Source organism: Ignatzschineria indica, from assembly GCF_003121925.1.
In the GTDB taxonomy this organism is placed as follows: Bacteria; Pseudomonadota; Gammaproteobacteria; order Cardiobacteriales; family Wohlfahrtiimonadaceae; genus Ignatzschineria; species Ignatzschineria indica.
In genome coordinates, this window is sequence record NZ_QEWR01000008.1 from 48,898 (window position 1) to 64,254 (window position 15,357).

The window sequence follows — 15,357 nt, forward strand, 5'->3', positions numbered from 1 at the left end:
TTAGAATTTCAATTTTATAAGATTATATAAAATCTTATAGAGAACCTAAAAAAAGAGATTAACTATTGAAAGTTAATCTCTTTTTTGTTTCTATCTCTGTTCTATTTCTCGATCTAGAATCTTTATGATCTATCAACACTAATACTACCGCTCTACCCTTCTTATTCGACACCATAAAGCTTGTAGCAAGCTCTTACTTCTTATAGCGGTACTTATAAACAGTAGTTATTAGCAATAGTTATTAGCAATAGTTATTAGCAATGGCTATTATCAATAGAGAAAATAGCTCCCTGAATCAAAAATGATTAAGAGAAATAAAAGCAGTAGAAAAATGAAAAAGCCTCTAAGTAGCTTAGAGGCTTTTTTTGTGTCCGGTTTTTGTGTGTTCTAGAGGTTACTAATTAATGCAATGCTAACTAACAATTCAATGGAACAACTAAACGCCGACTCTCATTACTTAAATAGAATTAAGCAGGTTTACAAACTGTTGTTTGAAGACCACGATCACTCTCTTTTGCTTCAAATTCAACTTTTTGACCTTCCGCTAAAGTACGAAAGCCATCCCCTTGGATTGTAGAGAAGTGTACAAATACATCTGCACCACCATCATCAGGAGTGATAAAACCGAATCCCTTGGATTCATTGAACCATTTAACAGTTCCAATACGCATAAAAAACCTCAAAAATAAAACTTATATGATCAACGACCATATTTAAAAATAGAATACTGTCTCAAGTTTTTATCTTGTAGACAGGTTCTAACATTAAGCGTAAATTCCTCTAAATGCAAGATATATATTTTAATTATTTTTAAAACAGGTTAAAAAAACAGTATGAATATCGTCTATCTCTCGTTAGGATCTAATCTTAATGATCCCCTTTTACAGGTTAAAACAGCGATTAAAGAGATCCCAAATAGTGCAGAAATTACTCTACTGGCGATCTCCTCCCTCTATGAAACCCCTCCCATTGGTCCAAAACAGCCCAATTTTATTAATGCCGTGGTTAAGATAGGCACATCCCTCTCTCCACTTCAGTTACTTGAAGCAATGCAGGAAATTGAGAAGAAACATCAAAGAGAGCGAACAATACATTGGGGGCCGAGAACTCTCGATATCGATCTTCTGCTCTACAATGATCAAAAAATCGATATCGAGCGTTTAACCATTCCCCACCCCTTTATGCATGAACGCGCCTTTGTGCTACTGCCACTACTAGAAATTGAGCCTACGCTAGAAACGCCACTGCATGGCACATTGTCGAAATATCTTGAAACATTAGCGGATCGCTTCGATATCGTAAAAGTGGAAGATCCACCGCTAATTCCCAAAGTTACGCCCCATGCTTAAGTCATTCATTATTTGCCAATTCAGATTGCCATTATAAATCTCTTTCCATTTTTTAATTCCCTATCACAATCTAATTTAGGAGATATTCTTGTGAAAAATTTTCAGAAAATCTTAATCGCCTCCAATAATCAAGGAAAAATTAAGGAGTTTAAAGCACTTTTCGAACCCCTTAATATCGAGATCCTCTCCTTAAGAGATCTCAATATTGAATCCCATCCTGAAGAGAATGGCTTAACCTTTATTGAAAATGCGCTCATCAAAGCACGAGATGCTGCAAAAAAGAGCGGTCTTCCCACATTAGCAGATGATTCTGGTCTTGTTGTCCCTGCACTCAAGGGGGAGCCTGGGATCTACTCTGCTCGCTATAGTGATTCTGGCAATGATCATGACAATAATCTTAAATTACTAGAGAAGATGAGTCATCTGTCAGGAGCTGATCGTGCTGCCTACTTCAAAGCTGTCCTTGTTCTTCTTCGCAATGCAGAAGATCCTGTTCCACTCATCGCGGAAGGGGAAGTTCATGGTTTTATTACCGAAAATATTGAAGGTAATGAAGGTTTTGGCTATGACCCCCTCTTCTTCTATCCCGAAAAACAATCGACCTTTGGTCTTCTTCCACCCGCTCTAAAAAATCAAATTTCCCACCGAAATAATGCGCTTCAACAGCTTCTTAAAAAAATCTCATCAATATAATCAATATCTTAAACAGTTATCCACATAACCTGAGGACAACCCTTAGTATAAAGTTATCCACAAAAATGTGGATAACTCGTGGATAACTTTTCATTTTTTTATCGACAAAGTGATCCAGATATTTATACAACCACTTTTCAACAGCTAAAATTAGGCTTAAGATGAGTTATTCACTGCTTTTTATCAAAAACTGTGGATAACTATGGCTGCTCATCATCATCAATCTTTATAAAAGAGATGATAATAATAAAAGGATACCAATAATTTATTATTTCGAGGACAGCTTGGGTTCAGATTTCTTTAACTACTAAAAAATCTGAGAGATTATTCTGAAAAACATCAAAATTGTTATAAGAATAGTGATCTGTAATTAATCAACTCACGCAAAAGCGCTAGTTGAATTGCATTTTCTAGAGATTAATTTGTATGTCTAAAAGAACTTTATTTATAGGATTTATGTTATTTGCGCTTTTTTTCGGCGCGGGTAACTTAATATTTCCCCCGACAGTCGGGCAATTAAGTGGTACTAACTTTCTTCCAGCTATTCTCGGTTTTATTGTGACTGGAGTCGGCTTACCACTAGTCGGCATTATTGCCGGATCATTTTCGAATGAAGGATTTCGCTCTGAGGCTAGACGCATAAGCCCACTCTTTGCATTGGTCTTTATGGTAGTGATCTATCTCACCATTGGTCCTTTCTTCGCAATCCCAAGAACAGCAATGGTCTCTTACGAAATGGCGGTCCTTCCCTTCTTAGAAGGTGGAATTGAGACCTTTTCATCAAAAGTTATCTTTTCAGTAATCTATTTTGGTTTAACCTTCTATCTCGCACTTAATCCAACAAAACTAGTCGATCGTGTTGGACAAATTTTAACGCCACTCCTTTTAATCACGATTGTGCTTTTGATTATCAAATCATTTTTTGATCTCAATACACCAATCACAGAGGTATCTGAGCAATTTCAGAAAGCACCTTTCTTTGTAGGATTTTCTGAAGGCTATCAAACAATGGATACTATAGCGGCTGTGGCGTTTTCAATCATTGTTCTCAATGCGGTCAAAGCAACGGGCTTAACGGAACAGAAATCGATCTTTAAGCAAGCCTCTATTGCGGCTATTATTGCCGGAGTAGGTTTAGGTTTAGTCTATATTTCACTCGCATGGATGGGGAATAACTATCCTTTAACAGAAGCGGAAGCAGCCGGTGGAAATATGGGAACCTCCATCTTAACTGGTGTTGCACGTCTAACTTATGGTGAAGCAGGTCGATTCCTCTTAAGTCTAATCGTGACACTTGCTTGTTTAACAACGGCTATCGGCCTTATTGTTGCAGTAAGTAGCTACTTTAATGAGATCTACAGCAAGATCTCCTATCGTGTTTATGCGGTAATCTTCACATTGATCAGCTTTATTCTTGCCAGCCAAGGGTTAAGCTCAATCATCATGGGAGCAATACCTATTCTTCTGATTATCTATCCCATTACGATTGTTTTAATTGTTTTAATCTTTATCGATAGACTATTAAAAAGGATGCCTAATTTGGCATTTCAATTACCGATTTATGTGACACTCATCATTAGTGCAATCTCGGTACTATTAGGATATCTCGATGATTCTAGCTTTAAAGCGGCTGTGGGATCGATCTTAAGCTATCTTCCTTATCAAGAGAGTGATATGGGCTGGATGATCCCGGCTATTGTTGCATTGGTTATCGGCCTTATCTTAGGAAAAGCGATCAAAAGAGAACATTAACCTCATCCCACCAAAAAATGAGTGTTAAATAAAAATAACGGAACCCCACTAATTTATAACTTTATAAGTTTGTAAAATGAATGGGGTTCCTTTTTTTACATCTTAAAAATAGCGTCAAAAGGGGCTCGGAAAAATTTTTCCCCTTCTAGTCACCTCTATAGAGAGGAAACAAGTGCAATTTCATCATCTTTAGAGATGCTTTAGGATAATTATCCGCAAAAAAGAGGTAGAAACCTGTGGATAACTTCGTGATAAAAATCATAGAGATTTATCCCCTAGACCATCCCTCTATTTATGATAATAGATATACACAGAAAAAAAGGGGGCTAAAACTTGATTATTCCTCAACAAAGGCGGTAAATTGTGGATAACTCTGTCTACTCATCATTATCTTTTATTAGTTAAAGGGATGAATATAATAATTATAGACAAGAGTTATAGAACGATCATTCTCTAGAGGTTTGCTATGTTAAAAAAATTAATTATTGGTAGTTCGCTACTATTCGCCACACAAGTGATGGCTCAAGATGTGATTAAAATCGGTATTGAAGGTTCTTATCCTCCTTTCAGCTACATCTCTGAAAATCAGACGATTGAAGGCTTTGAACCTGATCTAGCAAAATTATTTTGCGAAAAGATGGAACAGAAATGTGAAATTGTACAAGTTGATTTTGATGCACTAATCCCCTCTTTAAACACAAAACGTATTGATGCAATTTTGGCCTCAATGTCGATCACAGATACTCGTAAAAAAGCGATTAACTTCAGCAATAAGTATTATCAAACACCAGCAAGATTTGTCATTCCTGTTGGCAAAAGTATCGATATTACGGATGAAGGTTTAAAAGGTAAGAAGATTGGTGTTCAAAGTGGAACGATCCATGAGATCTATATGAATGACAAATATCGTCGATCTGCAGACGTTCGTAGTTATCGCAGTTTAGATGAAGCGATGATGGATCTTGAAACAGGTCGTATCGATCTTGTTTTTGCGGATGTTGTTCCACTCGATATTGGCTATCTCAAAGAAGATTATGCCGGTAAAATTGAGTTTATCGGACCTGCTTTCTTTGATGAGGAGTGGTTAGGAGAAGGTGTAGGGGTCGGTCTTCGTAAATCAGATACTGCACTTTTAGATCGATTCAATCAGGCGATTCAAGCATCTCGTGAAGATGGTTCTTATCAAGAAGTTGAAGCAAAATACTTTGATTACGATGTTTATGGGAAAGAGCCTGAAAAAGAGTAAAATAATGCTTTAAGAAAGGCTTAAAACACTTAAATTGAAGATTGAGTGGTTATTAATATTTTGAAACTGAAGAGAGTTAGCTAAAACTAACTCTTTTTTTGAGGAGCTTTAGAGTCAATTAAGAATAGCGAGTATAGAATCGTTATGATGTGGTAAGATCATTGATCTAGTGGATAAATGAGGGCATAAACAAGGGTTAGCCTAAAAATTGTCTACACGCCTTACAATGTCTATCAATAAATTTGTAATTTATGCAGAAATTGCGACAAATTGTTGCAACTAACTGAAAAATAGAACTATTTGATAGGGATCGATCAATACTTTGATACCTCTTCTGTAATTGGATTTAGCTACAATGATGAAACTAAATTTACCTAAAATTGGCTCAGCATCAGGTTCTGTTACCATTCCTGGTTCTAAAAGTATTTCAAATCGAATTTTACTTTTAGCCGCGATCACAGAAGGCGTTACAACCATCATCAATCTGCTACAGAGTGATGATACAGAGCGAATGTTGGAAGCTCTAAATACTTTAGGGATAAAAATTATTGAAAAAGATCCTACAGCCCGTATTTTTGAGGTTACGGGATCTTCTCATGGATTTCCCAACAAGAACGCCTCACTCTTTTTGGGGAATGCCGGGACTGCATTTCGCTCCTTGACTGCAGCGGTTGCTCTCAATCAGGGAGAGTATCAATTAACGGGAATACCCCGTATGCATGAGCGACCGATCAAAGATCTAGTAGATGCTTTAAGAACCTTGGGATGTCAGATCGAGTATCTTCAAAATGAAGGATATCCGCCCCTAAAGATCGGTAAGGGGGATTTTAAGGTTGATCGAGTCTCCATTAAAGGGGATGTTTCGAGCCAATACTTAACAGCTCTTCTTATCGCACTACCGCTCTTACAAAAAGAGATCACAATCGATATTGAAGGCGTTTTAATCTCTAAGCCTTACATAGAGATCACCTTAACGCTTTTGCGCCAATTTGGTATTGAAATTTCCCATCACGATTTTGAGTCCTTCACTATTCCTGCAGATACTAAATTTACCACTCCGGGCACTTTTTTTGTGGAGGGTGATGCTTCTAGTGCCTCTTACTTTTTAGCTTTAGGGGCATTAGCAGGGCCTTTAACAGTGAAAGGGGTAGGAACCTCCTCTATTCAAGGAGATATCCGCTTTGTTGATGCTTTAATAGAGATGGGTGCAGAGGTTGAGTGGGGGGAAAATGAGATCTATGTCTCTAAGCCTCAAAATGGCGTTTTAAGAGGAATTGATCTCGATTGTAACCACATCCCTGATGCGGCGATGACATTGGCAATTTTGGCTGTTTTTGCCAAGGGAAAGACCATATTACGCAACATTGGAAGCTGGCGCGTGAAAGAGACCGATCGAATTGCCGCAATGGCGACAGAATTGAGTAAAGTGGGTGTGAAGGTGGAAGAGGGGGAAGATTATTTGGTGATCTATCCCCAAGAAGAGATTTCTCCCGATGTCGAAATTGAGACTTATGATGATCATCGGATGGCGATGTGTTTCTCCCTTCTCTCACTTAAAGCCCCTATTACGATCTTAGATCCTCAATGTGTCGATAAGACCTTCCCAACCTATTTTGAGCTCTTTGCGAAAGTTACAAAATAGAGATTTTAGTGGGGTCATCTTCGATGTTTAAACATACATTTAAAACTGTCTATAAGCAGGGTTTTTCACTAGTAGAATTGATGATCTTAACGGTTATTGGTGCTATTTTGATCACAATGTTTTCTCAAAATATTTTAGGGATCAATGATGAGTCAAAACGGGTTAAAGTGAAGCAGAATTTACGCTCTATAGAGGGGGCATTAGCGATTTTTCGGGATGATCTCAATCGTTACCCAACAACGGAAGAAGGCCTTACTGTTTTGTTAGAAACGTCTGATGATCAGGCATGGAATGGCCCCTATATTCGAGAAGAGATCTTAATTGATCCTTGGGGCGTGCCCTATCTCTACGAGGCATCGGAGCAAAATTATCAAATTATGACTTTTGGTGCGGATAAAAAACGGGGCGGAAAAGGTCTTAATCGTGATATTACTCAACATCGAGGTGAGGGGATAGAGTCGTGATAAGCAATCTAAAAGCGTCCTCGCTATTAGATCATCAAAATCGGAGTAATGAGAGGCTGAGCGATCCCCTAAAGGAGATATCGGCGGTTGATATGCCCGTAAAGCCTTTAAAGATTCTCTATCAGGATGATACTTTGATCGCTATCGATAAGCCTAGTGGTTGGTTTGTTCATCGCTCTCCTCTCGATCCTAAAGTAACGGAGATTGTTCTACAACGATTGCGAGATCAAGTAGGTGCCTATCTCTATCCTGTACACCGTTTAGATCGACCGACATCGGGCGTACTCTGTTTTGCTTTAGATCAAGCGAGTGCTCGCGCTTTAGGGGCGCAATTTATGGCACATTCGTTAAAAAAAGAGTATCTCGCCTTAGTGAGAGGATATGTTGAGAATGAAGGGGTGATTGATTCCCCGCTCTCCTTTATCCGCGATAAGATTGCCGATCGAGATCGGGGAGAGATAGCTGATCAAGAGGCGATTACTTTCTACCATCCTTTAGCTCAATGTGAGATACCGTTATCCACAGGGAAATACCCAACATCTCGTTATACGCTTCTCTCTTTATCACCTGAAACGGGAAGAAAACATCAACTTCGCCGCCATATGAATCACTTCTCCCATCCTATTATTGGGGATAGTACATATGGTGACTTACGGCATAATAGGCTCTTTAGAGAGCATTATGATGTTGAGCGATTACTATTACACGCTTATCGTATCACTTTAGTGCATCCTAAAAGTGGAGAACCTTTAACGATTACAGCTCCTTTGGATAACTTGTGGATAACTCTGTTGACAAGGTTGGGATGGAATCCCTCTATCATTACCTCAATAGGGCTCCATAATTCTTAAGAATCATCTTTTGATATCATCTTTTGAGGTAAGAGTGAGCGCGGTAGTTGTCTTTCGTGGCTCTAACACCCTTTTTATGGATCGGGCTTGGTGAAAATAAAAAAAAGATCTATTCAATGATAGATCTTTTATTGATGGTGATCGTAAAAGAGAGCTCTAATCGAGAATTTTTCCCTTTGTCTCGGGAATTAAGAAGATAAAGGAGAGCGCAGAGAGGAGGTAGACACCGGAGATAAGGCTTAAAGCGTAGCTAATATCATGTTTCATCGCTAATGTTCCGATAATAACAGGTGCAAATCCCGCGATTCCTCGCCCTAAATTGAAGATAATATTTTGCGCAGAAGAGCGCGCTTCCGTTGGATAATGTTCAGAAAGCAGCGCACCGTAACCTCCCATCATGCCATTGACGAAGAATCCTAAAATTGCCCCTAAGAACATTAAGACGTAGTAGTTTGATTGTTGGAAATAGATCCAGACAAAAGCAGCACTCACTAAAAGAAAGAAGATATAGGTTGGACGGCGCCCTATTTTATCTGAAGTTGCGCCAAAAGTGAGTGTTCCGATAACCATCCCAATGGTTGTAATAATGGTCCAGAAGAAGGTCCCAGAGAGCGTAAAGTTATGCTCTTTAGCAAGCATCATCGGCATCCAGATCATAATGCCGTGAAAACCAAAGTTTTGGACACTGGTGGCAATAATGAGCCCAATGGTGGTCAATGTTGTGCGCGAATCTTTAAATAGTGGCTTGATCGATATCTTATTCCGATTTTCCCGTTTTACTTGTAACCAGATCTCTGGCTCACTAAGATTTCGACGAGTCCACCAGACTAAAAGTGCCGGGAGTGCGCCAATAAGGAACATTCCATGCCAACCGATATAGGGTGAGAGGAGGCTTACTAATGCCGCTAAGACGATTCCTACCTGGAAGCCGATCGCGACTACCGCAGTTGCGCGCGAACGCTTATGTGCCGGCCATGTTTCTGCTACCAATGTCATGCCGATACCAAACTCTCCCCCTAAACCTAAACCGGCGATAAAGCGGAAGATGGTAAACATCTCAGCGCTTGTTGAGATTGCCGCAAGCCCGGTAAAGATCGAGAAGAGGAGAATCGTCCAGTTAAAGACACGAACGCGACCAAACTTATCTGCCAGCATTCCAAAGAAGATACCACCGATGACCGTTCCTATTAAGGTGATGGTCTGAATCATGCCACCTTCAGCATCTGTTAATCCAAATTCTGCTTTAATAAGAATCATCGCAAAGGCGAGAATCATAATATCAAGGCCATCCATAGCATAGCCTAATGTGGAGGCGAGTAATGTCTTTCGATCACCTTTTTTGATAATCGGCACCTGTGTCTGCTGTTGCATAAAAGATCCTTTCTGAATGAGTAGGAGGGGGAGATTAAAACGGAAAATATTATAGCAAGATCTTACTTGAACTGATAAAAAAGCCGCCATTTTTGCAGAAGGTTAGTTGAATTATGAGAAGGGCGCGTCAATAGATCTGCGCTTAATTGATCAGTGAGGGAAAAGCCTTTGATTTTCCCCCTTATCATTCAAATAATTTCTCTTTTAGAGTCACAATGTTATTATTGCCCTTCAAATTAACTGTGGTTCGCAACCATCCCACATGAAAAAACTAGGAATGAATAATGAGTAATAAGAAAGAGCAATTAGAAAATTTAACCCTATTAGGTAATCAAGCAACGATCTATCCTACTGAATATACGCCCCAAATTTTAGAGACATTTAAAAATGCGCATCCCGATAGAGAGTACTTTGTCAATTTTCATTGTCCTGAATTTACAACGCTCTGTCCGATGACAAATCAACCCGATTTCGCGACAATCTATATCTCTTATGTCCCAACAATTGAGATGGTGGAGAGCAAATCACTAAAACTCTACCTCTTTAGTTTTAGAAATCATGGCTCATTTCATGAAGATTGCGTCAATATTATTATGGATGATCTTATTAAATTGATGGATCCTCTCTATATTGAGGTACGCGGGGAATTTACGCCTCGAGGTGGAATCTCGATCCATCCATATGCTAATTATGGAAAAGCAGGAACTCAATGGGAAGCGGTCGCCACTCAGCGCTTAGCAAATTTTCAATTTTAAAGAGTTATCTGAGTCATCTTGTTAAAGATGCTCTAAAGGTTAACTAAAAAAACACTAAAATTGATGAGAAGTCGATTGAAAGTTGATTGAAAGTTGCTTTTCTCCCTATTTCGATACTTTTTTAATATTGATTAAATAAAAAGATTATTGAATTAATCTTTCATCTAATCCTGTTATTGCCGATTATTTAACTCAATTTTAACGCTATTTAAAAATGAATTTCGGTGAAAAAGAGAAGAGGGATGAAGCGTTACCCGATACGCATAAAAGAGATAAGATAGAAAGCTCTTTTTCTTAGATCATCTTTTAATAATAAATCAATCGATTTGTCTATTAATTGATCATATTGCAAACTTTTTGTAAAAAGTTTCCCTTTGTTGTAAAAAAATATATAAAAAAACAGATCTCTCAAAAAAGGCTATTAATGGCTATTTTGAGAGATTTTTTTGTTTTTTTAGAGTAAAAAAAGCGCAAAAAGTGATTTTATAATTTGGGAAACGCTATTCCGCTTTGCTATGTTGTATTTAAGGATATGGAAATAAAAAAAGAGCAAAGGAGTGATTGATTGAAGAGATTCCTTTACCAGAAGGAAGCTTAAGAAATTAATCAGAATTAATCAGAGTTAATCGAAAATAATCGAAAATAATCGAAAATGATCAATATTTTATTATTTTGAGAATAAAATCAGAATCTATTTAAGGATATTTCAATAGAGTTGGAATAAGAAGTGTGGGCTATTTTCTAGTAGAGAATGGCCTCTTTGAAAGCGATAATTTATATAAAGCATATGTAAAATATATATATAAATATAATTTAATCTGCTCTCAACTACTCTTTCTAATCATCAATTATGATTCACGACTCTCAATTGACACTGGTGATAGCACTCCTCACTCTGACAAATGAAGATGTAACAGATATTGCTGTAGATACCCTGTTGCTGGAAGATTTAATAGAGGATTAAGATCGCTCTAGAGAGCGATTAACTACAAGAAAGGATCTTAATTTTAACCATGATGTAGAAGAAACCAAAGGAGAGTTGTAATGAGCATGAAAACAGCAGGAGAGAGATTTCGCGAAGCATTAAAAGAGGAGTCTCCCCTTCAATTAATGGGGGTGATCAATGCCAACCACGCCTTGTTAGCTGAAAGAGCAGGTTTTAAATCGATCTATCTTTCAGGGGGTGGTGTAGCGGCAGGATCATTGGGTATACCTGATCTTGGAATTACGACGTTGCAAGATGTGTTGATCGATATTGATCGTATTACCAATGTCACCGATCTTCCCTTAATTGCAGATGCTGATATCGGATTTGGAACCTCAGCCTTCAATGTGGCGCGTACCGTGAAGTCTTTTATTAAGGCGGGTGCTGCTGGATTACATATTGAAGATCAGGTGGGTGCAAAACGTTGTGGTCATCGTCCTAATAAGGAGATTGTCTCTAAAGAGGAGATGGTTGATCGTATAAAAGCAGCCGTTGATGCGAAGACTGATCCCAATTTTATGATTATTGCGCGTACCGATGCGCTTGCTGTAGAAGGGTTAGAAGCCTCTTTAGAGCGAGCCGCCGCTTATATTGAAGCCGGTGCTGATGCGCTCTTCCCAGAAGCGGTAACAGAATTACCCACTTATCGCGATTTTACATCAAAGGTTAATGTTCCGGTTCTTGCGAACATTACTGAATTTGGTCAAACGCCCCTATTTACGCTCGATGAGCTCAGAAGTGTTGGCATAGCTATTGCGCTCTACCCACTATCAGCTTTCCGAGCGATGAATAAGGCGGCAGAAACAGTGTATAACACCATTCGCAAAGAAGGAACTCAAAAGAGTCTCCTCCCTATGATGCAGACACGTGACGAACTCTACCAGAGTATTCGTTACTACGATTATGAAAAGCAGCTCGATCAGCTCTTTGCATCAAAAAAGTAGTAAAAACAGAGAAAACAGTAAAAAACAATAATAAATCTACCGATCTGTGAATTACACGGTAGAGCTGTAGCACTGTAAAAATTAATCACCTATATAAAGAGAATTCCTAGGAGGAAAAAAATGACGACTCAGAATGCGTCCGGCACTTTTCGCCCAAAAAAATCTGTTGCTCTTTCCGGCACTATTGCTGGAACCACTGAACTCTGTACCGTTGGTCGAAATGGTAATGAGCTCCATTATCGAGGGTACAATATTCTCGATCTTGCTGAGAATTGTGAGTTTGAAGAGGTTGCCCATCTCTTAATTCATGGGAAGCTTCCCAATGAGAGCGAGTTGCGCCTCTATAAAGAGAAACTGCAAGCATTAAGAGGACTCCCTGTCTCTATGCGTAAAGCATTAGAGACCCTACCGATGTCAGTTCATCCGATGGATGTTTTACGAACTGGCGTCTCCCTATTAGGTTGTATCTCTCCTGAAAAGGATGATCACAATACCGCAGGTGCAAAAGATATCGCCGATCGCTTGATCGCTTCACTGAGCTCAATGCTGCTCTATTGGTATCACTATAGCCATAATGGTGTCCGTATTGAGCTAGAGAGTAAAGAGGATTCTATCGGCGGTTACTTCCTACATCTACTCCATGGCAAGCGCCCTAAAAAATCGTGGGTTAAAGCGATGCATGCTTCGCTTATTCTCTATGCAGAACATGAATTTAATGCATCAACCTTTACCGCAAGGGTAATTGCCGGAACAAACTCCGATATCTATTCTGCCATCACAGGTGCTATTGGTGCCTTGAGAGGTCCTAAGCATGGTGGTGCAAATGAGGTCGCATTCGATATTCAGCAGCGCTATGATTCTCCCGATGAAGCGGAAGCTGATATTCTTGAGCGTTTAGCCAATCGTGAGATTGTCATTGGTTTTGGTCATCCTGTCTATACGGTTGCCGATCCACGTCATGAGGTCATTAAAAGGATCTCCTACGATCTCTCTCAAGAAGCGGGAACAATGCGCATGTACGATATTGCTGATCGTATCGAAGATGTGATGCAAAATCATAAAAATATGTTCCCCAATCTCGATTGGTTCTCAGCGGTCTCTTACCACATGATGGGGGTTCCAACGGCGATGTTTACCCCTCTTTTTGTAATCTCCCGGTCGGCAGGATGGGCAGCACATATTTTAGAGCAACGAAAAGATAATAAGATTATTCGCCCAGGGGCTCAATATACCGGCCCTGAAGAGCTCCAATTTATCCCCATTTCAGAGAGAGAGTAGATTTGAAATAGGCGGTTCATTGATAAAAGAGTATGGAGTGATGTCTTGTATGATTCATACCCATAGGTGTACTCATGCGGGGGTAGAGAGATACCTATGATTACAGCAATGCTCCATACTCTTTCTCTAAGACCTTATCTCTATTTCGAATCTTTTAGATCGGAGTAATGGATTTAATCCGATCATCATTTATCAATCTCTACAATGACCCAGATATATTGTGGATCATTTTAATGATTGATAAGTCCCTTATAAGTAGATAAGTAGCCCATAAGCCATCTATTGAATTACCACTAATACCCCACCGATTACCTATTCATTATTTATAAACTGTTCGTTAAGTTCATTTAATTATTAGTCATTTAATTATTAATCATTTAATTATTAATCATCTAAAAATAGGAGATATATCTATGTCTAAAGAGAGAGAAGTTAAGTTTGATCAGGTATTGGTCGATATTGTCGATTATGTTCGTAACTATGAGATTAAGTCAGATTTGGCTTATCAGATTGCGCAATATTGTCTAATTGATACTTTAGGCTGTGGGCTTGAAGCACTCGATTATCCTGAATGCACTAAGCTTTTAGGACCAATTGTTCCCGGTACGGTGGTTCCGCATGGTGCAAAAGTTCCTGGAACACAGTTTCAGTTAGATCCTGTTCAAGCCGCTTTCGATATTGGCGCAATGGTTCGTTGGTTAGATTTTAATGATACATGGCTTGCCGCAGAGTGGGGACACCCTTCTGATAATCTTGGTGGAATTTTAGCCGTTGCAGATTGGCTCTCTCGTGTGGCAGTTGCTTCAGGTAAGAAGCCATTAACGATGAAAGCGGTTCTAAAAGCGATGATCAAGGCTCATGAAATTCAAGGATGTATTGCGCTTGAAAATGCCTTCAATCGAGTGGGATTAGATCACGTTATTTTGGTAAAAGTTGCCTCAACAGCTGTTATTTCAGAGTTGTTAGGCTTAAGTGAAGAGGAAGCTCTCAATGCTCTATCACTGGCTTTTGTTGATGGTCAATCACTGCGAACCTATCGCCATGCTCCTAATACTGGCTCACGTAAATCGTGGGCGGCTGGAGATGCGACCTCTAGAGCTGTACGTCTCAATTTAATGGCGCAGAAAGGGGAGATGGGGTATCCCACTGCATTAACGGCAAAAGTATGGGGCTTTTATGATGTCTTATTTGAAGGGAAGCCTTTCCAATTTCAGCGCGATTATGGCACTTATGTGATGGAAAATGTTCTCTTTAAGATCTCTTATCCTGCTGAATTCCACTCCCAAACGGCTGTTGAAGCGGCAATGACGCTCAAGAAACGTCTCGATGACTTAGGAAAGAGTTCAGATGATATTGAGCGTATCGATATTCGAACGCATGAAGCATGTATTAGAATTATTGATAAGAAAGGGCCACTTAATAATCCGGCAGATCGAGATCACTGTATTCAATATATGGTCGCTGTCCCCTTAATCTTTGGTCGTTTGACAGCAAGTGACTATGAGGATGATATTGCTAAAGATCCTCGTATTGACGCTTTGAGAGATCGAATCATCTGTCAGGAAGATCCTCAATTTACAAAAGATTACTTCGATCCAGATAAGCGCTCAATCGCAAATGGTTTAACGATCACGTTAAAAGATGGCACAAAACTTGATGAAGTTGTTGTGGAGTATCCGATCGGCCATGCGCGTCGTCGTGAAGAGGGAATGCCGGTTCTTGTTGAGAAGTTTAAGCGTAATTTAGCGCGTAGATTCCCTGCAAAACAGCAAAAAGCAATTTTAGAGATCTCCTTAGATCGTGATGCACTCTGGGAGATGCCGGTTAATGAATATGTTGATCTCTATGTGATCTAAATATCATCTCATCTCATCTCGCTCTATTTTCAGTTATGAGGAGTAACTATCATTGATATTGATGGTCATTGATAGTTATTAGAGATTATTAGAGGTTATTAAAAATAAGGAGGGAGAGAATGAATCTCTCCTTCTTACAAGTTTCAGGTGTGATCTACTTTAAAACTCCCT

The 15,357-nt window shown here is 39.2% G+C and carries 13 protein-coding genes and 1 riboswitch; of the genes, 11 read left to right on the forward strand and 2 right to left on the reverse strand.

The window, feature by feature from the left end; genetic code table 11:
- Positions 1 to 467: 467 nt before the first annotated feature.
- Positions 468 to 671 carry a cold-shock protein gene (locus DC082_RS10070; protein WP_094568408.1) on the reverse strand — a complete coding sequence of 68 codons (204 nt, stop codon included), beginning with the start codon at positions 669 to 671 and terminating at the stop codon, positions 468 to 470.
- A gap of 162 nt (positions 672 to 833) precedes the next feature.
- On the opposite strand from DC082_RS10070, the gene folK reads away from it, so the two are divergent.
- From folK to truC, 7 genes are all read left to right on the forward strand, one after another.
- The gene (gene folK / locus DC082_RS10075; RefSeq protein ID WP_109236861.1) at positions 834 to 1,349 is read left to right on the forward strand and encodes a 2-amino-4-hydroxy-6-hydroxymethyldihydropteridine diphosphokinase; all 516 of its coding nucleotides are present in this window, start codon (positions 834 to 836) and stop codon (positions 1,347 to 1,349) included.
- Positions 1,350 to 1,439: 90 nt separating this feature from the next.
- Positions 1,440 to 2,042, forward strand: coding sequence for an RdgB/HAM1 family non-canonical purine NTP pyrophosphatase (rdgB, locus tag DC082_RS10080; RefSeq protein WP_109236862.1), 603 nt, complete (start codon positions 1,440 to 1,442; stop codon positions 2,040 to 2,042).
- 426 nt (positions 2,043 to 2,468) lie between these two features.
- Positions 2,469 to 3,794 (forward strand): branched-chain amino acid transport system II carrier protein, encoded by a 1,326-nt coding sequence (gene brnQ, locus DC082_RS10085; protein ID WP_109236863.1) that lies wholly within the window; start codon positions 2,469 to 2,471, stop codon positions 3,792 to 3,794.
- Positions 3,795 to 4,260: 466 nt separating this feature from the next.
- Positions 4,261 to 5,040 (forward strand): transporter substrate-binding domain-containing protein, encoded by a 780-nt coding sequence (locus DC082_RS10090; RefSeq protein WP_109236864.1) that lies wholly within the window; start codon positions 4,261 to 4,263, stop codon positions 5,038 to 5,040.
- A 355-nt stretch (positions 5,041 to 5,395) separates the two neighbouring features.
- Positions 5,396 to 6,682, forward strand: a complete 1,287-nt coding sequence (gene aroA, locus DC082_RS10095) for a 3-phosphoshikimate 1-carboxyvinyltransferase (RefSeq protein WP_109236865.1) — start codon at positions 5,396 to 5,398, stop codon at positions 6,680 to 6,682.
- A 23-nt stretch (positions 6,683 to 6,705) separates the two neighbouring features.
- Positions 6,706 to 7,146 carry a type II secretion system major pseudopilin GspG gene (gene gspG, locus DC082_RS10100; RefSeq protein ID WP_094568402.1) on the forward strand — a complete coding sequence of 147 codons (441 nt, stop codon included), beginning with the start codon at positions 6,706 to 6,708 and terminating at the stop codon, positions 7,144 to 7,146.
- Positions 7,147 to 7,238: 92 nt separating this feature from the next.
- Positions 7,239 to 7,997 (forward strand): tRNA pseudouridine(65) synthase TruC, encoded by a 759-nt coding sequence (truC, locus tag DC082_RS10105; RefSeq protein WP_109236866.1) that lies wholly within the window; start codon positions 7,239 to 7,241, stop codon positions 7,995 to 7,997.
- Between the two features lie 156 nt (positions 7,998 to 8,153).
- Here the strand turns inward: truC and DC082_RS10110 are convergent, their stop codons facing one another.
- Positions 8,154 to 9,368 carry an MFS transporter gene (locus tag DC082_RS10110; protein WP_109236867.1) on the reverse strand — a complete coding sequence of 405 codons (1,215 nt, stop codon included), beginning with the start codon at positions 9,366 to 9,368 and terminating at the stop codon, positions 8,154 to 8,156.
- A 236-nt stretch (positions 9,369 to 9,604) separates the two neighbouring features.
- A riboswitch (PreQ1 riboswitch) is annotated at positions 9,605 to 9,649 on the forward strand.
- Positions 9,650 to 9,652: 3 nt separating this feature from the next.
- On the opposite strand from DC082_RS10110, the gene queF reads away from it, so the two are divergent.
- From queF to DC082_RS10130, 4 genes are all read left to right on the forward strand, one after another.
- On the forward strand, positions 9,653 to 10,123 hold the full coding sequence (queF, locus tag DC082_RS10115) for a preQ(1) synthase (RefSeq protein WP_094568400.1): 471 nt from the start codon (positions 9,653 to 9,655) through the stop codon (positions 10,121 to 10,123).
- Positions 10,124 to 11,167: 1,044 nt separating this feature from the next.
- Positions 11,168 to 12,052 (forward strand): methylisocitrate lyase, encoded by an 885-nt coding sequence (gene prpB / locus DC082_RS10120; RefSeq protein WP_109236868.1) that lies wholly within the window; start codon positions 11,168 to 11,170, stop codon positions 12,050 to 12,052.
- Between the two features lie 120 nt (positions 12,053 to 12,172).
- On the forward strand, positions 12,173 to 13,330 hold the full coding sequence (gene prpC, locus DC082_RS10125; RefSeq protein WP_094568398.1) for a bifunctional 2-methylcitrate synthase/citrate synthase: 1,158 nt from the start codon (positions 12,173 to 12,175) through the stop codon (positions 13,328 to 13,330).
- A gap of 413 nt (positions 13,331 to 13,743) precedes the next feature.
- Positions 13,744 to 15,186 (forward strand): bifunctional 2-methylcitrate dehydratase/aconitate hydratase, encoded by a 1,443-nt coding sequence (locus tag DC082_RS10130; protein ID WP_109236869.1) that lies wholly within the window; start codon positions 13,744 to 13,746, stop codon positions 15,184 to 15,186.
- Positions 15,187 to 15,357 lie beyond the last annotated feature (171 nt).